At 69.7% G+C, this 18867-nt stretch carries 18 protein-coding genes; 11 read left to right on the forward strand and 7 right to left on the reverse strand.

Annotated elements, in window-relative coordinates; translation table 11 throughout:
* Nucleotides 1–32: 32 nt before the first annotated feature.
* The 4 genes from acs to uriH all read right to left on the reverse strand — a co-directional run bounded on the left by acs (nt 33) and on the right by uriH (nt 5822).
* The gene (gene acs / locus QRN27_RS12580; protein WP_285042520.1) at nt 33–2024 is read right to left on the reverse strand and encodes an acetate--CoA ligase; all 1992 of its coding nucleotides are present in this window, start codon (nt 2022–2024) and stop codon (nt 33–35) included.
* Nucleotides 2025–2484: 460 nt separating this feature from the next.
* Nucleotides 2485–3423 carry a ribokinase gene (locus tag QRN27_RS12585; RefSeq protein WP_285042521.1) on the reverse strand — a complete coding sequence of 313 codons (939 nt, stop codon included), beginning with the start codon at nt 3421–3423 and terminating at the stop codon, nt 2485–2487.
* Between the two features lie 12 nt (nt 3424–3435).
* The gene (gene uriT / locus QRN27_RS12590) at nt 3436–4878 is read right to left on the reverse strand and encodes a uridine transporter UriT (RefSeq protein ID WP_502929524.1); all 1443 of its coding nucleotides are present in this window, start codon (nt 4876–4878) and stop codon (nt 3436–3438) included.
* Nucleotides 4875–5822: a uridine-preferring nucleoside hydrolase UriH gene (uriH, locus tag QRN27_RS12595; RefSeq protein ID WP_285042522.1), complete on the reverse strand. Its 948-nt coding sequence runs from the start codon at nt 5820–5822 to the stop codon at nt 4875–4877. Before uriH ends, uriT begins: the two co-directional genes overlap by 4 nt.
* 151 nt (nt 5823–5973) lie before the next feature.
* Between uriH and QRN27_RS12600 the strand changes: the two genes are divergently transcribed.
* The 3 genes from QRN27_RS12600 to QRN27_RS12610 all read left to right on the forward strand — a co-directional run bounded on the left by QRN27_RS12600 (nt 5974) and on the right by QRN27_RS12610 (nt 9324).
* A complete protein-coding gene (locus QRN27_RS12600) occupies nt 5974–7053 on the forward strand; it encodes a LacI family DNA-binding transcriptional regulator (RefSeq protein ID WP_285042523.1) in 1080 nt (359 codons plus the stop codon).
* A gap of 172 nt (nt 7054–7225) precedes the next feature.
* Nucleotides 7226–8260 carry a TadA family conjugal transfer-associated ATPase gene (locus QRN27_RS12605; RefSeq protein WP_285042524.1) on the forward strand — a complete coding sequence of 345 codons (1035 nt, stop codon included), beginning with the start codon at nt 7226–7228 and terminating at the stop codon, nt 8258–8260.
* Nucleotides 8257–9324 carry a type II secretion system F family protein gene (locus QRN27_RS12610; protein ID WP_285042525.1) on the forward strand — a complete coding sequence of 356 codons (1068 nt, stop codon included), beginning with the start codon at nt 8257–8259 and terminating at the stop codon, nt 9322–9324. The genes QRN27_RS12605 and QRN27_RS12610 overlap by 4 nt, the downstream gene beginning before the upstream one ends.
* A gap of 33 nt (nt 9325–9357) precedes the next feature.
* On the opposite strand, the gene QRN27_RS12615 is transcribed toward QRN27_RS12610, so the two are convergent.
* Complete coding sequence (locus QRN27_RS12615; RefSeq protein WP_285042526.1) at nt 9358–9915, reverse strand: hypothetical protein; 558 nt, start codon at nt 9913–9915, stop codon at nt 9358–9360.
* The gene (locus tag QRN27_RS12620; protein ID WP_285042527.1) at nt 9912–10262 is read right to left on the reverse strand and encodes a PadR family transcriptional regulator; all 351 of its coding nucleotides are present in this window, start codon (nt 10260–10262) and stop codon (nt 9912–9914) included. Before QRN27_RS12620 ends, QRN27_RS12615 begins: the two co-directional genes overlap by 4 nt.
* Nucleotides 10263–10436: 174 nt before the next feature.
* Here QRN27_RS12620 and QRN27_RS12625 point away from each other — a divergent pair, with 174 nt between their 5' ends.
* From QRN27_RS12625 to QRN27_RS12635, 3 genes are read left to right on the forward strand one after another with little or no spacing between them, the layout of a single operon-like run.
* The gene (locus QRN27_RS12625; protein WP_194670891.1) at nt 10437–10649 is read left to right on the forward strand and encodes a DUF4244 domain-containing protein; all 213 of its coding nucleotides are present in this window, start codon (nt 10437–10439) and stop codon (nt 10647–10649) included.
* A 3-nt stretch (nt 10650–10652) separates the two neighbouring features.
* Nucleotides 10653–11006, forward strand: a complete 354-nt coding sequence (locus tag QRN27_RS12630; RefSeq protein ID WP_285042528.1) for a TadE family type IV pilus minor pilin — start codon at nt 10653–10655, stop codon at nt 11004–11006.
* Nucleotides 11003–11386 (forward strand): Rv3654c family TadE-like protein, encoded by a 384-nt coding sequence (locus QRN27_RS12635; RefSeq protein ID WP_285042529.1) that lies wholly within the window; start codon nt 11003–11005, stop codon nt 11384–11386. The genes QRN27_RS12630 and QRN27_RS12635 overlap by 4 nt, the downstream gene beginning before the upstream one ends.
* A gap of 52 nt (nt 11387–11438) precedes the next feature.
* Here QRN27_RS12635 and QRN27_RS12640 read toward each other — a convergent pair whose 3' ends face one another.
* Entirely contained in the window at nt 11439–11684 is a 246-nt protein-coding gene (locus QRN27_RS12640; RefSeq protein WP_056014545.1) for a DUF8847 domain-containing protein, read from the reverse strand.
* Nucleotides 11685–11804: 120 nt separating this feature from the next.
* Here QRN27_RS12640 and topA point away from each other — a divergent pair, with 120 nt between their 5' ends.
* From topA to QRN27_RS12665, 5 genes are all read left to right on the forward strand, one after another.
* Nucleotides 11805–14687 carry a type I DNA topoisomerase gene (gene topA, locus QRN27_RS12645; RefSeq protein WP_285042530.1) on the forward strand — a complete coding sequence of 961 codons (2883 nt, stop codon included), beginning with the start codon at nt 11805–11807 and terminating at the stop codon, nt 14685–14687.
* A complete protein-coding gene (gene tmk / locus QRN27_RS12650) occupies nt 14684–15319 on the forward strand; it encodes a dTMP kinase (RefSeq protein WP_285042531.1) in 636 nt (211 codons plus the stop codon). Before topA ends, tmk begins: the two co-directional genes overlap by 4 nt.
* Nucleotides 15320–15414: 95 nt before the next feature.
* Complete coding sequence (locus tag QRN27_RS12655) at nt 15415–16548, forward strand: DNA polymerase III subunit delta' (protein ID WP_056014551.1); 1134 nt, start codon at nt 15415–15417, stop codon at nt 16546–16548.
* A 9-nt stretch (nt 16549–16557) separates the two neighbouring features.
* Nucleotides 16558–18180, forward strand: a complete 1623-nt coding sequence (locus tag QRN27_RS12660; protein WP_350224100.1) for an alpha/beta hydrolase — start codon at nt 16558–16560, stop codon at nt 18178–18180.
* Nucleotides 18181–18193: 13 nt separating this feature from the next.
* A complete protein-coding gene (locus QRN27_RS12665) occupies nt 18194–18835 on the forward strand; it encodes a TetR/AcrR family transcriptional regulator (protein WP_056776292.1) in 642 nt (213 codons plus the stop codon).
* Nucleotides 18836–18867: the final 32 nt, after the last annotated feature.

Genomic DNA, 18867 nt, shown 5'->3' on the forward strand with positions numbered 1-18867 from the left:
TTCCGTCCGGCTCTCGTGCTTCGAGCATCGACCTAGCTGTTCTTCACCATCTTGTCGGTGATGATCTGCATGACGGTGGTGTCGGCGAGCGTCGTGGTGTCGCCCACCTCCCGGCCTTCGGCGACGTCGCGCAGGAGGCGACGCATGATCTTGCCCGAGCGGGTCTTCGGCAGCTCGTTCACCAGGTAGACCTCGCGCGGTCGGGCGATCGGCCCGATCTGCTCGCCGACCCAGCTGCGCAGGGCGCCCGTGATGTCCGCGAGCCCGGAGGCTTGCTCGAGGTGCGACTCCTTGATGATGACGAACGCGACCACCGCTTGGCCCGTCGTCTCGTCTGCCGCACCGACGACGGCGGACTCGGCCACCATCTCGTTGGCGACCAGCGCGGACTCGATCTCCGCGGTCGACAGCCGATGCCCGGACACGTTCATGACGTCGTCGACGCGGCCGAGCAGCCAGACGTCGCGGTCCGAGTCGAGCCGGGCGCCGTCGCCGGCGAAGTAGAACGGTCCGCCCTCGACGTCCCAGAACTTCTCCCAGTAGGTCTCCTTGAACCGTTCCGGGTCTCCCCAGATCCCGCGGAGCATCGACGGCCAGGGTTCGGTCACGACGAGCAGCCCGCCGCCACCGGCACCGACGGCTTCGCCCGCCTCGTCGACGACGTCGATCGAGATGCCGGGGATCGGCACCTGCGCGCTGCCCGGCTTCGTGGAGGTGACACCGGGGAGGGCCGAGACCATGATCGCGCCCGTCTCGGTCTGCCACCAGGTGTCGACGATCGGGGCGAGCTTGTTCCCGATGATCTTCCGGTACCACATCCACGCCTCGGGGTTGATGGGCTCGCCCACCGAGCCGAGGAGGCGGATCGACGAGAGGTCGAACTGCTTGGGAATGGTCCGGCCGAGCTTCATGAACGAGCGGATCGCGGTCGGCGCCGTGTAGAAGATGCTGACGCCGTACTTCTCGATGATCTCCCACCAGCGGCCCGGGTGCGGGGCGTCCGGCGTGCCCTCGTAGAGCACCTGGGTCGCACCGTTGGCGAGGGGGCCGTAGGTGACGTAGCTGTGCCCGGTGATCCAACCGATGTCGGCCGTGCACCAGTAGACGTCGGTCTCGGGGTGCAGGTCGAAGACGTTCTTGTGGGTGAACGCCGTCTGCGTGAGGTACCCGCCCGAGGTGTGGAGGATGCCCTTCGGCTTGCCCGTGGTGCCCGAGGTGTACAGGATGAACAGCGGCTGCTCGGCGGGGAACGGCTGCGCGTCGTGCTCGGGCTCCGCGTCGGCGATCGCCTCGTGCCACCACAGGTCGCGTCCGGCGGTCCATTCGACGTCGTTCTCGCCGCGACGGACGACGAGCACGTGGTCGACGGTCGCCTGCTCCGGGAGCTCTCCACGGCTGGCGAGCGCGGCGTCGACGGCCGGCTTCAACGCGGACACCTTGCCCTTGCGGTAGCCGCCGTCGGCCGTGATGACGAGTTTCGCCTCGGCGTCGTCGATGCGGGAACGGAGGCTGTCGGCGCTGAACCCGCCGAAGACGACGGAGTGCACCGCGCCGATGCGCGCGACGGCCAACATGGAGACGATGGCCTCGGGGATCATCGGCAGGTAGATGGCGACACGGTCCCCGGCTGAGACACCGAGGCTCGTGAAGAGGTTCGCCGCGCGCTTGACCTCTGCGGTGAGCTCGGCGTACGTGATCGAGCGGCTGTCGCCCGGCTCGCCCTCCCAGTGCAGCGCGACGCGGTCGCCGTTGCCGGCCTCCACGTGTCGGTCGAGGCAGTTGTAGGCGACGTTCAGCTCGCCGTCCTCGAACCAGGTCGCGAACGGCGGGTTCGTCCAGTCGAGGGTCTTGGTGAACGGCTTGATCCAGGTGAGCAGTTCGCGGGACTGGTCCGCCCAGAACGCGAGTCGGTCGTCCGAGGCCTGTTCGTACAGTCCGGCGTCGGCGATCGCCTGCGCGGCGAACGCCTCCGACGGCGGGAACCGTCGATCCTCGTGCAGCAGGCTGTCGATGTGAGTGCTCATCGTGTGTCTCTCGCTCCCTTGCGAATCCGCGTTCCTGACCTGTCCGCGCGTCGGCGGTCGGGTCCGTGCCATGCACGAGCGTAGCGCGTTCTCGCTCGCGGATTTGTCACTCATCCGAACAAACTCCGGCGACCAGTCTGTGAATGATCTGGGCATGGTAGGGAAACCACTCGATCTGGGGGCACCGGAATGCTTGTGTTCCGGGTCGACTGGCGTACACTTGAACCCGGCCGAATACTTATTCGTGCATGCAGTGCCAGCGATTCCCCCCAATCCGGCGCTGCAGAGGCGGCACCCATTCCCCCCAATGGGTGCCGCCTTCTTCTGTCTCCGGCGGTCACCCTGTCGAGTGGTCGATCGCACTCCATGTCGCTCGGAATCGGACTCCGACGCCCGGGTCATGCGAGAACGCCCGCGCCCCCGAGGTTCCGGGGTCACGGGCGTCCTGGCAGACCGCAGCTCAGTCGGTAGCGACGGGATGCTGCTCGCGGAACGCCGTGAGTTGTTCCTCGCTGGGGTAGGAGGCCTGCGCGCCGTCTCCAGTCGCCGCATAGCTCCCGACCGCCGAGGCGAACCGTGCCGCGTCGACGAGCGTGTCCCCGGCGGCGAGCCTGCGGGCGAGGGCGCCCATGAACGCGTCGCCACAGCCGGTCGTGTCGACCGCCGTGACCTTCGGCGAACGGACGACGACCGCATCGGTCCCCTCGTCGATGACGACGCTCCCGGCCGCCCCGGTCGTGACGACGGCTCGTCGGACACCTTGGTCGCGCAGTGCGGAGGCCATCGCCGCCCAACCGGACTCCTCGGGATCGACGCCGGAGAGCTCGGCCGCCTCGTGCTCGTTCACGAGGAGCACGCCCGTCGCCTGCAGCAGTTCCTCGGGCACGGGGCCGAAGGGGGAGAGGTTGAGGAGGACGACCGCGCCTGCCGCTGCACCGCGCTGCGCGGCCTCGAGCACGGTCTCCAGTGGGACCTCGAGGCAGAGGCAGACGACCCCGGCACCGTCCAGTGCCGACCACGCCTCGCCGATCCGCTCCGGCGCGAGCGTCCCGTTGGCTCCTGGCGAGACGATGATCGTGTTCTCGCCGGCATCGTCGACGGTGATCACCGCAGTGCCCGTCGCCGTGTCGTCCCGGCGCGCGATCCGGGTCACGTCGACGCCGGCGTCCGAGAGCGACTCGAGCAGCATCGAGCCGTTCGCATCGTCACCGACCGCGCCGACCATCGTGACGTCGCCGCCGAGTCGTCCGGCGGCGACGGCCTGGTTGGCGCCCTTGCCGCCGGGGATGACGGCGAGTTCGGAACCGGTGAGCGTCTCGCCGGGTTGGGGGAAGCGGGCGGTACGGACGACGAGGTCGGCGTTCAACGACCCGACGACGACGATGCGCGGACTGTGCATGATGCCCCTCTCTCAGCTCGCCGAACCGGCATCGGCGGAACGGACCTCGGCGCTCGCCGGCTTCGGGATGAGGAACGAGACCAGCAGGGCGACGGCGGTGATCCCCGCGCCGACCAGCATGGCACTCGTGTATCCCGCGGTCGACGTCCCACCATTCGGCGCCACGGCGATCTGCACCGCGGGAAGCACGACGAAGCTGAGACCGGCGCCCAGGTTGAAGGCACCCGCGTTCAGCCCGGGCAGGAACCCCGGGTTCTCCTTCGGCGACAGGACGATGCCGAGCCCGTTCAGCATGATGTTGCCGATGCCCGCGTACGTCGCCCCGATGAGGACCGTCGTCGCGATGAGGACCGGCAGGGAGTGGACGCCGACGAGGGCCATGACGACGATCGAGACGATGCTGCCGACGAGCCCGATGCGGAGCACGTTCAGGTAGCCGATGGTCGGCGCGAGACGACCGGCGAACGGACCGACGATCCATCCGACGAGGGCGTACGGGGTGAGGAACGCGAGGGACGCGAGGTCGGCCTCCATGCTGAACCCGGCGTCGGCGTTCTGCGCGAGGGAGGTGACGAGGCCGTTGACCACGGCGAACACGCCCGTCATGGTGAGCAGGGTCGTCAGGAGGAGCGCCCACGTGCCGCGCTGACGAAGGTACCTGGTGGCCACGAGCGGTTCCGCGACGCGGTTCTCGACGGTCCAGAAGATCGCGAACGCGACGAGGGCGACCACGATGAACCCGCCGACGAGCAACCAGTTCGCCGCTGCGAGCTTGCCGGCCTCGTTGAACGCGGTGAGGAGTGCGGCGATCGACACGACGAGCGGGAGCACGCCCCACCAGTCCATCCGCGTGCCCTTCGAGGGCTGCGAGTTCGCCGCCCACAGGATGACGAAGACGATCGCGACGGCTGCGACGACGGCCATGGTCCAGAAGACGGACCGGAAGCCGTGGTTCGTGACCAGCCAGCCGCCGGCGAGGGCGTCGATCCCGGCGATGCCACCGTTGACCGCGGTGATGAGCCCCATCATGGCGCCGTAGCGCTTGGGGTCGGTGACCTCGGCCCGCAGCATGAGCAGGGTGATGGGCACGACCGGACCGGAGACGCCCTGGATGATGCGGCCGACGAACAGCATCTCGACGTTGACGGCCAAGGCTGCGACGACGGTGCCGACGAGCATGACGACGAGCATCCCGGTGAGGACGCGCTTGCGGCCGACGATGTCGCTGAGGCGGGGGAGGAAGACGGAGAACAGTGCGGCGGTGGTGAAGAACATCGTCTGCGAGAGGCCGATGGTGGCGTCGTCGGTGTTGAGCTCACGCGCCATGCTCACGAGCGCCGGGCTCAGCATGCTGGCGTTCAGCTGGAAGGCCACGCACGCTGCGAGTAGCGCCGCCATGAGCGCGCCGACGCGGACCGCGGGCGTCGCACCGGTGGTGCCGGGCGCGGCGCTCACAGCTCGACCTGCCCGATGTTCTCGAGCGCGTCGGTGACGAGCCCCCAGAAGCGGGCGTGATCGAGGTCCGTCGCAGCCCACGTGCTGCAGTCGTCCGGCGCGGGGTGGCGGAAGTCGGCGACCGTCATGCCGAGCGTGAGCGTGCCGGTGAGCTCGATGTCGATCGGGACCTTGACGGTGCGCACGATCGTCGGGTCGATCACGTAGGCGACGGCGCACGGGTCGTGCACGGGTGGACTGTCGAAGCCCTGCGCGTCCTTGTAGGTGGTGCCGAAGAACTCGAGCAGCTCCACGACGAACCGCGCCGGGGCGGTGCCGACGGCGGCGATGCGCTCGACGACCTCGGGCGTCGCGAGTGCCTGGTGCGTCAGGTCGAGGCCGACCATCACGACGGGCCAGGACTCGTTGAAGACGATGTGCGCGGCTTCCGGGTCGATCTTGATGTTGAACTCGGCGACCGCCGACCAGTTGCCGACGTGATACCCGCCGCCCATGAGGACGACCTCCTTCACGCGGTCCACGATCTGCGGCTCCTTGCGGGCGGCGAGGGCGATGTTCGTCAGGCCGCCGGTCGGTACGAGGGTGATCTCACCCGGCTCGTGCGACATCACGAGGTCGATGATGAGGTCGACGGCGTGCCGCTGGTCGAGCTCGATCGCGGGGTCGGGGAGGACGGGGCCGTCCATGCCCGACTCGCCGTGGATGTCCGGGGCGTTCTCGAGCGGACGCACGAGGGGGCGGTCGGCTCCGGCTGCGAAGGGCACGTCGGTGATCCCGGCGATGCGGGCGACGGCGAGGGCGTTCCGGGTGACCTTCGGAAGCGTCTGGTTGCCGACGACGGTGGTGACGGCGAGGAGCTCGATCTCCGGGTTGCCGTGCGCCAGGAGGATGGCGATCGCGTCGTCGTGGCCGGGGTCGCAGTCGAGGATGATCTTGCGGGGCATGGTTCTCCACATCGTTGGGGTGCCGGCGCGGTGCGAGCCGCGACGGACGTAAAGCGCTTCAGGTGCGCCGCGAGCAGCTTACGTCAAGCGCTTTAGGTTCGCCAAACCGGGTCATCGGAACCGAGGCTCCGGTGCCCGATACGATCGACGGGTGACTGACGCGTCGAACGATCCCAGCCCGCGTGGTGCCCGTCGGGTGACCGCCGCGATGGTCGCGCAGCGTGCGGGGACGTCGGTCGCGACCGTGTCGCTCGTCGCCAACGGGAAGGACGCCGGTCACGTGTCGGCCCAGAACGCCGAGCGGGTCCGTCAGGCGATCGCGGAGCTCGGGTACGTCGCCGACCACGCCGCTCGAGCGCTCGCGAGTGGATCGAGCAACCTCGTCGTCTTCGTCACCCCGGACGCCTCGAACCCGTACTTCGGCGCCGTCATCCGCGGGCTCCGTGAGGGGCTCGGCGACACCTACCAGCTCCTCGTGTCGGTGACGGGGGAGGGCGACGTCCCCACCGCCGCAGCCCTCGGACGGCTGGCGGCGCTCCGGCCGGCCGGGGTGGTGGTCGACGCCCCGAGTGAGGCCTTCCTCGACGAGTTGCGGCTCGACACCCCGCTCGTGCTCCTCGACGCGCCTCGGCTTCCCGCATCGACGGCCGAGGCGGCATCGGGTGCCCCGTCGACGGAACGCCGCGCCGTCTCGGTCGACTTCGACCTCCTCGGCGGGGTCCGGGCACTCCTCGACCACCTGCACGTGCTCGGGCACCGCCAGCTCGGCTACCTCGGTGGGCGGACGGCAACGGACACCTTCCGCCTCCGCCGGCTGCTCCTCGAACGCGAGGCTGCGCTCCGCGGGATGCGGGTGCACGCGGACGACCGGGCAGAGAGCCTCATCGACCTGGCTGCGGCGGCGGAAGCGTTCGTCGACAGCTGGCCGCGGTGGCGCGACGCCGGGGTGACGGCGCTCGTGTGCGCGACCGACACCCACGCCTACGGGGTGCTGCAATCGGCTCGGGCGATGGGCATGCCGGTACCGGGCGAGCTCGCCGTGGTCGGGTTCGACGACCTCGCGTCGTCCGTCGTCAGCGATCCGCCGCTCACCAGCGTGCGCCTGCCCGGTGAGGCACTCGGCCGTGTGGGGGCCGAGCAACTCCTCGCCCAGATCGAGGGTCGGACGGCGGCACCGGCGCCCGTGATCGCCGCGGATCTCATCGTGCGCGCGTCGACGATCGGGCGCTGAGCCGGGCCGACGCGTCGAGGAGCTGGCCGATCGACCGGCCGCTCGCGCGGAGTCTGCGCCGCTGAACTCGTCCCGGTAGGACACCGCTCCACAGTCGTCCTCACCCGCGCCACCATCGCCGGTCGCCTCGTCCAACCGGGGCCGCCGTCCCTGCCACGCCTACGCTCGCCGCATGTCCGAACGTTTCGTCGTCTCCGTGCCGCCCGACACCACCCCACCCGATCCGCCGCAAGCGGTGGACGATGCCGGAGCCACCCGCGCAGAGGAGTCGCGCGGGGTGACGGCGCTCGCCGATTTCGGCACCCTCGCGCCCTACCTCGCCGACCCGGGGGTCACCGACCTCTTCGTGAACGGGACGTCCGGCCTTTGGCTCGACCACGGTGCCGGTCTCGTCCGCGAGGCCGGATGGAGGTCGGACGAGGCGACCATCCGTGCGCTGGCCATCCGTCTCGTGGCGCGTGGCGGACGCCATGTCGACGAAGCGACACCCTGCGTCGACGTGCGGCTGCAGGACGGCATCCGCGTCCACGTGGTGCTGCCACCGGTCTCCACCAGAGGCACCCTGTTGTCCATCCGGGTTCCCCGCGACGAGGCCCTGGGATTCGAAGCCCTGCAGGCTGCCGGCATGTTCCCGTCCACCGTCGCCGACCTCCTGCGTGAGGCGGTGACCACGCGCGTGAACATCCTCGTCACCGGTGCCGGAGGTTCCGGGAAGACGACCCTGCTCGGCGCCCTGCTCGGGCTCGCGCCGCCGGCTGAACGGCTCGTCGTGATCGAGGACGTCGCCGAGCTCCGGATCCTCCACCCGCACGTCGTCGCGCTGCAGTCCCGCCAGGCGAACCTCGAGGGTGCGGGCGGTATCGACCTCGAGCGCCTCCTGCGCGAGGCGCTCCGCATGCGGCCCGACCGCCTCGTCCTCGGCGAATGTCGCGGCCCCGAGGTACGGGAACTGCTCTCGGCGCTCAACACCGGCCACGACGGCGGCGCGGGCACCCTGCACGCGAACTCGTTGACGGACGTCCCAGCCAGACTCGAAGCACTCGGTGCGCTCGCCGGTATGAGCCAGGAGGCCGTCGCGCGTCAGGCGACGAGCGCCATCGGGCTCATCGTTCATCTCGCTCGGCTTCCGGCCGGGAGGCAGGTGGTCGCCGTCGGACGGCTCGTGCTCGACGAACGGGATCGTCTCGCGGTCGAGGAGTTGCCGTGATCACCCCTCGGTGGCTTCGCCCCGTGCTCGCGGCGATCCCCGGCGCGACCCCGCCGGAGGACGACGGTCCCGCGCGGGTCGCCCGCACCACGCGCCGTCTGGCCGTGCTGCTCGGCGCGGGTGTCGCGCCCGGCAGTGCCTGGACGCATCTCGCCGCAGCTGCCGGCCAGCAGAGCGGCGTCACGACGGCCGATGCCCTCGAGCCTGTCCATGACGACGCGTCGAATGTCGGCCTGGTGGACCCGGGGCCACAGGTGGGCTCGGATGCGGACGCGCTTGCCGCCGTGGCCGACGCGGCGGTCCGCGGCGGGGACATGCCGGAGGCCATCGCCGCCATCGCCGAGCAGGAGTCGAGCGCCGGTGCCCGCACGGCATGGGCGGGCTTGGCTGCCGCGTGGCAGGTCGCCTCCATCAGTGGCGCGCCGCTCGGGGTCTGCCTCCGGGACCTGGCCGGGTCGTTGCGGGAGCTGGATCGGATCGCTCGAGACGTGGGCACGGCGCTCGCTGGTCCGGCGGCCACCGCGCGGCTCGTGCTCTGGTTGCCGGTCGTGGCCGTCCTCCTCGGGATGGCACTCGGCTTCGACACCCTCCGGACGCTCTTCGCGACAGGACCCGGGCTCGGCTGCCTCGTCGTCGGCGTGGGGTTCCTCGTGCTCGGCGCACGGTGGAGCGCGTCGCTGAGTGCTCGGGCAGCCAGGCGGGATCCGGCCCCCGGGCTGTCGCTCGACCTCGTCGCAGTCGCGATGGCGGGCGGCGGTGCTGCTCCGGCCGCACGGGCGATCGTCGAGGAGGCTTGCGAGCGATTCCGCGTCCCCTACGACGAGCGGGCGATCGCCGGGGTGCTGGCGCTGTCGGCCAGGGCGGGTGTCCCGGCAGGCGAACTGCTCCGGAGCGAGGCGCAGCAGCAGCGCGATCAGGCCCGTTCCGACGGTGAGCGCGCCGCCGCGGTCCTCGCGACGCGCCTGATGATCCCACTCGGCGTCTGCGTCCTGCCCGCCTTCCTGCTCGTTGGTGTGGCCCCGCTCCTCCTGAGCGTCCTCACCTCGACCGCGCTGGGGTTCTGAGCCCGGGTCGTGGCTGGTGTGGACGCCTCGCCGTCACCGACGTCGCAGTGCGCGCCAGGACCTGGCGCCGAGGAGGACGCCGACCGCGAGGATCACCGTCGGCACGAGGAGCCAGGCCAGGTCGCCGCTCCATCCCACGCCGATACCGTCCGGACCGGCGAACGCGAGGACGTCGACGAAGAAGAACCGCGCGTGTGCCTCGGTGAGTGTCGACTGCTCGACGACCGAGAGCATCCCGAGCGTGAACAGCGCGAAGGCGCACCAGTAGGCGAGGATCGCGACGCCACCCCAGATGACCCCGATCGACCACACAGGCCGAAGCCGTGTCGGGTCTTCCGCGTATCGGGCGGCGAGTGCTCGGGGAGCGCCGAGGTCGGCGAGGGCTGCGACCATCGGCCTCTGCTCGGCCGTGAGGTCCTCGCGGAGCGATTGAACGATCGACCGGCGTTCGCGCCCGGACACGACGGCCTCGAGGTGCCAGTCCACGCGCTGCAGGTAGGCGTCGCGACGCCATCGGTCCGCAGCACCCGGGCGGTGCGGGGTGGCTTCGGCGGAGAGCTCCCCCGTCGGAGTGGTCTTGCGATCGGTCATGGTCGGGCTCCCTCTGGGTCCAGTCCTCGCTCGGCGATGTCGGTCATCGCCCGCCAGCGTGCGATGGCATCGAGCCTCGCCGCTGCTCCTCGTTCGGTGATCGCGTAGTACTTCCGTGCCGGTCCGCCAGGGGACGCGACCCGGCGTCCGGTCACCAGGCCGTCGCGCTCGAACCGGCTGAGGACCGGGTACACGACCCCCGTGGCGAGGTCCGTCAGGCCGAGCGCGCGCAACTGCTCCACGAGCTCGTACCCGTACGTCTCGCCGCGCTGCACGGTCGACAGGATCAGCATCGGCAACACCCCTCGGAGGAGTTGCGAGTCGTGTCCCGCCAGCTGTTCATCCACGACTATTACTCAACCATGAATAGCGTCCGGGTGCAACGGAAGTCGCTCCACAAGCCGCCCGTCGAGGGCTCGTGTCCGTCTCGAGCCGCTCGTCGGTCCGACGACTCCCACCGCCAGGGACCATGGAGGTGTTCGTGCCACGGACACAGCACTCCGGTGCAGGGAAGGAACATCATGATCAGGATCGGAAGCCGGATCGAGCAGGACATCGTGTGCGAGGCGCGACGCCTCCTCCGGGACGAGCGAGGGTCGGCGACGGCGGAATACGCCGTGGCGACGATGGCGGCCGTCGGCTTCGCAGGGCTCCTCGTCGCCATCCTCCGAGGCGACGAGGTGCGAGGCATCCTCACCGACCTCATCCGTCGCGCGCTCACGGCGAACGGTTGAACGGTGCAGCGGTGGCACCGAGCGCTCCACTCCGAGGCCGGCTCCGTCACAGCGGAATTCGCCGTTGTGGTCCCAGCCGTCGTCCTCGTGCTGGCGATGGGGCTGTCCGCCATCCAGGTGGGCCTGACCCAGCTCCGCGCGACCGATGCCGCCGCCGACGCCGCCCGCAGCCTGGGACGCGGCGAGGACGGCGGAACGGCGGCGGGCCGGGTCTCGCAGGCGCTGCCGGGGGCGACCACCGCCAGCAGCACGGAGGGCGACCTCGTCTGCGTGCAGGTCGACGCCGCAGGTGGTTCGGGCCTCGCAGCGCTGATCCCGATCTCGGTGTCCTCCTGTGCCCTGGCCGGCGGACGATGAAGCGCCGCTGCCGCGGCAGGCTCGGGGCAGCCGGGTTCCGCGAGGAGACCGGCGCAGGCTCTGTGCTGGCGGTGGGCATCATGGGCGCCCTCGTCGCCCTCCTCCTCGCCACCCTCCCGGTGGCGACCCTGCTCACCGGGCATCAGCGAGCGGCCAACGCGGCGGACGCCGCCGCGTTGGCCGCCGCGGACACCCTGTCCGGACGCGTCCCGGGCTTCCCGTGCGACACCGCACGCATCGTCGCGTCCCGCAATCAGGCCACGCTCGGGGCATGCACCATCGAGGGGGCGACGGTCGTCCTCGACGCCATCGTCGAGACCCCGCTCGGTACCATCACGGTCGCGGCGAGGGCAGGCCCGCCTCCGGACGCCCCAGGGTGACCGAACGGCACACCCGGAAACGCACCGTATTAAGAGGTACCGGCGCAACAGGTCAGGGCTGGTCGGATCCGGTCGTGAAGACCGCCTCCAGGAAGCGGTAGTCGACGGCACTCGGTGCTCCCGAGTCGTCGTACTCCTCGCCGGTCGTGCGGGCGTACCGGTAGACCTTGCCGGCCGTGCCACTCGGCACGTCGACGGTGGGCTTCGGCGACCCCTGATCGGTGAGCGGGGCGCTGATCGTCTTGCCCTCCAGCGGACCGTCGGTCAACTTCACGGTGTAGTTCGTCTGGGTACTCATGGGACACATTCTGCTCCCAACGCCGCAGAACGCAAGGGGATGGACACCCGAGTGGCCCGCCTCCCGATTGGACAAGCCTGCCGTGCACGTGTGTATGGTGTCGCTGATGGAAGGAGCCTCGTGGCAGGCAAGAAACTCGTGATCGTAGAGTCACCGACCAAGATGAAGTCGATCGCCGGATACCTCGGTGACGATTACGAGGTGTTGTCCTCGGTCGGGCACATCCGCGATCTCATCGAGCCGAAGAACCTTCCCGCCGAGCTCAAGAAGGGCTCCCTCGGCAAGTTCTCGGTCGACGTCGACAACGGCTTCGAGCCGTACTACGTCGTCTCGGACGCGAAGAAGAAGACCGTCGCGGACCTCAAACGCGCCCTCAAGAACGCCGACGAACTCCTCCTCGCGACTGATGAGGACCGCGAAGGCGAGGCGATCGCCTGGCATCTCCTGCAGGTCCTGCAGCCCAAGGTCCCGGTCAGCCGCATGGTGTTCCACGAGATCACCAAGGACGCCATCCTCGCCGCCAAGGACAAGACGCGCCCCCTGGACACCGACCTCGTCGACGCCCAGGAGACCCGCCGCATCCTCGACCGCCTCTACGGGTACGAGATCTCCCCGGTGCTCTGGCGCAAGGTCGGTCCCGGACTGAGCGCGGGACGCGTGCAGTCCGCCGCGACCCGACTCGTCGTCGACCGCGAGCGTGAGCGCCTCGCGTTCCGCGCCGCCTCCTACTGGGACGTCATCGCCCGCTTCCTCCCGGGCGAAGACGCCACCGGTGTACCCTTCACCGCCCGCCTCGTCCGCCTCGACGGCGACCGCGTCGCCACCGGCCGCGACTTCGACGACCTCGGCCAGCTCAAGGGCAGCGCCGTCCCGCTCGACGAACAGCGCGCCACGGCGCTCGCCGCAGCACTCGAGCAGTCGAAGGCGACCGTCCTCTCGGTCGAGTCGAAGCCGTACTCCCGTCGACCGGCAGCGCCGTTCACCACCTCGACGTTGCAGCAGGAGGCGGGCCGGAAGCTCCGGTTCTCCGCCCGCCAGACGATGAGCGTCGCGCAGTCGCTCTACGAGAACGGCTACATCACCTATATGCGTACCGACTCGCCGTCGCTGAGCAAGCAGGCGATCGATGCGGCGCGCAAGCAGGCGGCGTCGCTCTACGGAGCCGAGACGGTTCCGGACAAGCCGCGCCTGTACAGCGGCAAGAGCAAGAACGCGCAGGAGGCGCACGAGGCGATCCGGCCTTCCGGCGACACCTTCCGCACCCCGTCGTCGCTCTCCTCGACGCTCCGCGGCAACGACTTCAAGCTCTACGACCTCATCTGGAAGCGCACCGTCGCCAGCCAGATGGCCGACGCCAAGGGCTCGACGGCGACGATCACGCTCGAGGCCGCGACCGAGGTCGGCCGAGCCGAGTTCACCGCGTCGGGTACCGTCATCACCTTCCGTGGCTTCCTCGCCGCGTACGAGGAGGGTCAGGACGAGGACCGCAACTCCCAGGAGGACGCCGCCGAGGCGAAGCTGCCACCGCTGACCGAGGGGCAGCAGCTCGGTGTCGCCGACCCGGAGGCGAAGGGCCACGAGACCTCGCCACCGCCGCGCTACACCGAGGCCAGCCTCGTGAAGCGCCTCGAGGAGCTCGGCATCGGCCGACCCTCGACGTTCGCGTCGATCATCTCCACGATCATCGACCGCGGTTATGTGACGCAGCGCGGCCAGGCGCTCATCCCGAGCTGGGTGGCGTTCAGCGTCGTCCGGCTGCTGGAGGAGTACTTCGAGGAACTCGTCGAGTACGACTTCACCGCGGAGATGGAGAACGACCTCGACCGCATCGCTGGGGGAACGGTCGATCGCGTCGACTGGCTCAAGGGCTTCTACTTCGGCGACACCGCCGGCCGTGGCCTCCGCCAGGTGATCGACAACCTCGGCGACATCGACGCTCGCCGCATCAACTCGATCGTCATCGACGACGGGGTCACGCTGCGGATCGGCAAGTATGGCCCGTACCTCGAGGTCACGCCGGACGGCCCGCCGCCCGCTGAGGGTGAGGAAGGCCCGACGCCGCGTCGCGTCAACCTGCCCGAGGATCTCGCACCGGACGAGCTGACGCCGGAGAAGGCGCACGAACTCATCGACGCGCCCGTCGTGGGCGACCGCGTCATCGGCCTGAACCCGGCCACCGGCAAGGAGATCGTCGCGAAGGACGGCCGGTTCGGCCCGTACATCACGGAACTCGACCCGGAGCCCGAGGCGGAACTCTCCGTCGACACGGCGACCGGCGAGGTCACCGAGCCGGCAGCCGGCGCGAAGAAGAAGGCTCCCGCCAAGAAGAAGGCGGCGGCGGAGAAGCCCCGCACGGCTTCGCTCTTCAAGTCGATGGACCTCGCGACGATCGACCTCGAGACCGCGCTCAAGCTCCTCGACCTGCCACGTGTCGTCGGAGCGGACCCCGAGTCCGGTGAAGAGATCCTGGCGCAGAACGGCCGATACGGTCCCTACTTGAAGAAGGGCACCGACACCCGGTCGCTCACCTCCGAGGACGACATCTTCACCGTCGACCTCCCCGGCGCGGTCGAGCTGTTCGCTCAGCCGAAGTACGGCGCCCGGAAGGCGTCGAGCGCGCTCAAGGAGTTCGAAGCGGACCCGGAAAGCGGCAAGCCGATCAAGATCAAGGACGGTCGTTTCGGCGCCTACGTCACCGACGGGGTGACCAACGCGACGATCCCTCGCGGCGAACAGGTCGAAGACGTCGACTTCGAGCGAGCGGTCCAGCTGCTGGCGGACAAGCGCGCGAAGGGCCCTGCGAAGCCGAAGACGGCCAAGAAGGCTCCGGCCAAGAAGGCCCCCGCGAAGAAGGCGCCCGCCAAGAAGGCCACGACGGCCAAGGCGACCACGGCGAAGGCCACGACGGCGACGTCGACGGCGCGGTCTGCCGCGGCGAAGAAGGCGGCCGCGACCCGTGCCGCCAACAAGGCGGCTGCGGCGAAGGCCGACGCCGTCACGTGAGCGAGGGAGCGCGGCCCCGAGGGTTGTTCATCACCCTCGAGGGCGGAGACGGTGTCGGCAAGTCGACGCAGGCGAGCATGCTGAGCGACTGGTTCGAGCAGCAGGGTCGCACCGTGGTCCGCACCCGCGAACCGGGTGGGAGCGATCTCGGGGTCGAGATCCGCGAGATCGTGCTGCACCATCGCGGCGACATCTCCCCGCGCGCCGAGGCGCTGCTGTACGCCGCGGACCGTGCCCACCACATCGCCACCGTCGTGCGTCCGGCACTCGCCCGCGGCGAGATCGTGCTGCAGGACCGCTACCTCGACTCCTCCGTCGCCTACCAGGGCAGCGGACGGGTCCTCGACGCCGCGCAGATCCGGGGCATCTCGCTGTGGGCCGCGGAGGACCTGCTCCCCGACGTCACCGTGCTCCTCGACCTGGACGTCGCGGTCGCCCGAGGTCGGCTCGACAACGCCAACAAGCGGTTCGACCGGCTGGAGGCCGAGGCGCAGGACTTCCACACCCGCGTGCGCGAATCGTTCCTGGCCCTCGCGGCGGCGGAACCGGAGCGGTTCCTCGTCGTAGACGCCGCGCTGCCGCCCGAGGAGCTCGCGGCCGACATCCGCGATCGGATCGCACCACTCCTCTGATCGCGCAGCCCGCCGCGCCCCGAGCTCGTCGCCCGTCGGGTCGGATACCTGCACCGCCGCCAGCCGCCGTCGGTGGCGCCCGGTATCGTTGAGGCATGGCTTCCTGGACCGACTTGACGGGTCAACGCGACGCGATCGAGTTGTTGCAGGCCGCGTCGGACCCGGTCGAACCCAAAGGCCTGACCCACGCCTGGCTCATCACCGGTCCGCCCGGTTCCGGCCGGTCGACCCTTGCCTATGCGTTCGCCGCCGCGCTCCTCAGCCGGGAGCCCGGGGGAGACGACGTCACTCGCCGGCAGGTGGAGGCGCGCACCCACCCCGACCTCTCTGCGCTGAGCACCGACCGCGTCATCATCACGATCGACGAGGTCCGTGATCTCGTCCGCAACGCGTACCGTGCACCGTCGGTGGCGCGCTTCCGGGTCATGGTCGTGGAAGACGCCGACCGCATGACGGAGCGCACCTCCAACCTGCTGCTCAAGTCCCTCGAGGAGCCGCCGAGCAGCACGATCTGGGTCCTGTGCGCGCCGAGCGAGGCGGACCTGCTGCCGACGATCCGGTCCCGCGTGCGCTCCGTCCGGCTCGGCGTGCCGACCATCGACGACGTCGCGGAGCTGCTGGAACGACGCGACGGTGTGGCCCACGACATCGCGGAGCGAGCAGCCCGCGAGGCCCAGAGTCACGTCGGGATGGCCCACCGTCTGGCGACCGATCCCGGAGCCCGGCAACGTCGTGAGTCCACCCTGCGGGCTGTCCTCGACATCCGCAGTGCCGGTCAGGCCGTCGTCACGGCCGGGCGGCTCCTGGAACTCGCCGGCGACGATGCGAAGGCGTACACCTCGTTGCGGGATGAGGCCGAACGCGAGAGCACGCTGCGGTCGCTCGGGGTCGAGCCTGGCCAGTCGGTTCCTCCCGCTCTCCGCTCGCAGGTGCGGGCGATGGAGGAGGACCAGAAGCGGCGCGCGACACGGAGTCTCCGTGACGGGCTCGACCGCATCATGGTCGACCTGCTGTCGCTCTATCGCGACATCGTGCTCCTCCAGCTGGGGCACGACGCGACGATCATCAACCGGGAATTGCGTCCGGAACTGGAGGATGCCGCTCGGCGGACGACTCCGGCGGTTACGATCGATACCTTGGAGGCGATCTCCGTCGCCCGAACACGAATCGAAGGGAACGTCGCCCCGGCGCTGGCCTTGGAGGCCATGCTCGTGTCGGCGGTCCGGTAGGGAGCCTCTGTGACTTCGCCCAGGCAGCAGCCGTCGGCCTCGATGGGACCGGCAGGTGGATCCCGCCGCAGGGGTCCCGGTGCGCGGCGGACGGCACGGATCGCGCTCGTCGCCGGTCTCGCAGTGGCGGCCCTCACGCTGAGTGGATGCGTCACGGCGTTCCTGCCCCCGAAGGCCGCCGAACCGACGCCGTCGTCCTCGGCGTCGACCAGTGACGTCGATGCGGCGCTGAAGCCCTTCTACGAGCAGAAGCTCGACTGGAAGACCAGCGGGTGCGTCGACGGCTTCGAGTGCGCCACGGCGAAGGCGCCCATCGACTGGGACAACCCGTCCGACGGCGAGCTGTCCCTCGCACTCGTGCGTCACCAGGCGACGAACGGCAAGCCGATCGGTTCGCTCTTCATGAACCCCGGCGGCCCGGGTGGTTCCGGCTACAGCCTCGTCGCCGACAGCCTCGACTTCGCGGTCGACAAGGACCTCCAGGAGAACTTCGACGTCGTCGGCTTCGACCCTCGTGGTGTCGGCAAGTCGACGCCCGTCACCTGCCTGAGTGATTCGGAGATGGACGCGTACCTGTACGACGTCACGCCGGGTGAGCGAGGCTCCGACGAGTGGATCGCCGCGAACGAGAAGGCCGCGAAGGACTTCGGTGACGCCTGTGCGGAGGAGACCGGCAAGATGCTCGAGTTCGTCGACACGCAGAGTGCCGCCAAGGACCTCGACATGCTCCGCGCTACCGTCGGCGACAAGCAGCTCTACTACCTCGGTTACTCGTACGGCACCTTCCTCGGTGCGACCTACGCCGAGCTCTTCCCGAAGAACGTCGGGCGTCTCGTCCTCGACGGCGCGATCGATCCGTCGACGTCGAACTTCGAGGTGGTGAAGGAACAGGCCAAGGGCTTCGAGAGCGCGTTGCGCGCCTACCTCGAGGACTGCATGTCGGGGACGGACTGCCCGTTCTCCGGTTCGGTCGACGACGCGATGACGGAGATCAAGACCCTCCTCGACGAGGTGGACGCGAAGCCGATCCCCGCTGACGACGGTCGCGAGCTCGGCGGCAACACGCTGCTCACCGCGATCATCTACCCGCTGTACCAGGCAGACGCCTGGCCGTACCTGAGTCGGATGTTCGACGAGGTCACGCAGGGAGGCACGGACATCGCGTTCCAGTTCGCCGACGGGTACAACGGCCGTGGCGACTCCGGCAAGTACACCGACAACCAGACCGAGGCCTTCAACGCGATCAACTGCCTCGACTACAGCTACGACGACGACAAGACGAAGATGGCCGATGAGGCGAAGGAGCTCGAGCAGGCCGCTCCGGTGATCGGGGAGTACATGGCCTACGGTGACACGTTCTGCGCGAACTGGCCGTACCAGACGCGGACCGAGCGTGGCGAGATCCACGCGAAGGGTGCCGCTCCGATCCTCGTCGTCGGAACGACCAACGACCCGGCCACCCCGTACGTCTGGGCGCAGAACCTCGCGGAGCAGCTCGACCAGGGCCAGCTCATCACCTACAAGGGCGAGGGGCACACCGGCTACAACAAGGGCAGTGACTGCGTGAACCAGGCGGTCGACCAGTACCTCATCGACGGCACCGTCCCGTCGAAGGACCCGATGTGCAGTTGATCGCGGGACCTCGATGACCATGACGGTGCCGGCCGAACTCGGGCTCCGCGAGCGGAAGCGTCTCGCGACGCGTCGGGCGATCCAGCACGCGGTGTTGACGCTCGCGGGGGAGCACGGCCTCGAGAACGTGACGGTCGAGGAGGTGAGCCGGCGGGCGGAGATCTCACCGCGGACCTTCTTCAACTACTTCGGGACGAAGGAGGAGGCGCTGATCGGCGACATCCCGTTGATCCCCGACGGCGACGCCCTCGAAGCCTTCCTGACCGCGGGCCCGGCGACCGACGTCCTCACCGATCTCGGTGAGTTGTTGGCCCGGACGGTGGGCGATGCCGACGAGGACGTGGAGATCCACCACCTCCGCAAGGACGTACTGCGTGATCACCCGCACCTCCTCGGGGCGCGGATCGCGAGCATGCGCGGTTTCGAAGAAGGCCTGTACAAGGTCGTCGAGCGGCGAGTGCTGAACGACGAGCCCGCGCTCGCGGGGGACTCGGAAGCCCTGTTCGACCGGTGTTGGATGATGACGATGGTGGGGTTCGCGGGTCTCCGCCACGCGTGGCGTTGCTGGGCCGATGCGCCGACCCCCGGGTCGCTCGCGGAGCGGATCCGTCGTTCTTTCGCCGAGCTGTACACGACCGTGCAAAAGCTGCGCTAACATGGATACTCGTGCGCCGGGCGACCAGCGCA

This window comes from Plantibacter sp. LMC-P-059a, assembly GCF_030209505.1.
In the GTDB taxonomy this organism is placed as follows: domain Bacteria; phylum Actinomycetota; class Actinomycetes; order Actinomycetales; family Microbacteriaceae; genus Plantibacter.

Excerpts from the sequence above, each read along its gene's own strand:
- QRN27_RS12605 (WP_285042524.1), top strand. The coding sequence starts at position 7,226 with ATGTCCGAACGTTTCGTCGTCTCCGTGCCGCCCGACACCACCCCACCC.
- QRN27_RS12585 (WP_285042521.1), bottom strand. The coding sequence starts at position 3,423 with ATGCACAGTCCGCGCATCGTCGTCGTCGGGTCGTTGAACGCCGACCTC.
- QRN27_RS12625 (WP_194670891.1), top strand. The coding sequence starts at position 10,437 with ATGATCAGGATCGGAAGCCGGATCGAGCAGGACATCGTGTGCGAGGCG.
- uriH (WP_285042522.1), bottom strand. The coding sequence starts at position 5,822 with ATGCCCCGCAAGATCATCCTCGACTGCGACCCCGGCCACGACGACGCG.
- QRN27_RS12655 (WP_056014551.1), top strand. The coding sequence starts at position 15,415 with ATGGCTTCCTGGACCGACTTGACGGGTCAACGCGACGCGATCGAGTTG.
- QRN27_RS12640 (WP_056014545.1), bottom strand. The coding sequence starts at position 11,684 with ATGAGTACCCAGACGAACTACACCGTGAAGTTGACCGACGGTCCGCTG.
- QRN27_RS12665 (WP_056776292.1), top strand. The coding sequence starts at position 18,194 with ATGACCATGACGGTGCCGGCCGAACTCGGGCTCCGCGAGCGGAAGCGT.
- QRN27_RS12615 (WP_285042526.1), bottom strand. The coding sequence starts at position 9,915 with ATGACCGATCGCAAGACCACTCCGACGGGGGAGCTCTCCGCCGAAGCC.
- QRN27_RS12635 (WP_285042529.1), top strand. The coding sequence starts at position 11,003 with ATGAAGCGCCGCTGCCGCGGCAGGCTCGGGGCAGCCGGGTTCCGCGAG.
- acs (WP_285042520.1), bottom strand. The coding sequence starts at position 2,024 with ATGAGCACTCACATCGACAGCCTGCTGCACGAGGATCGACGGTTCCCG.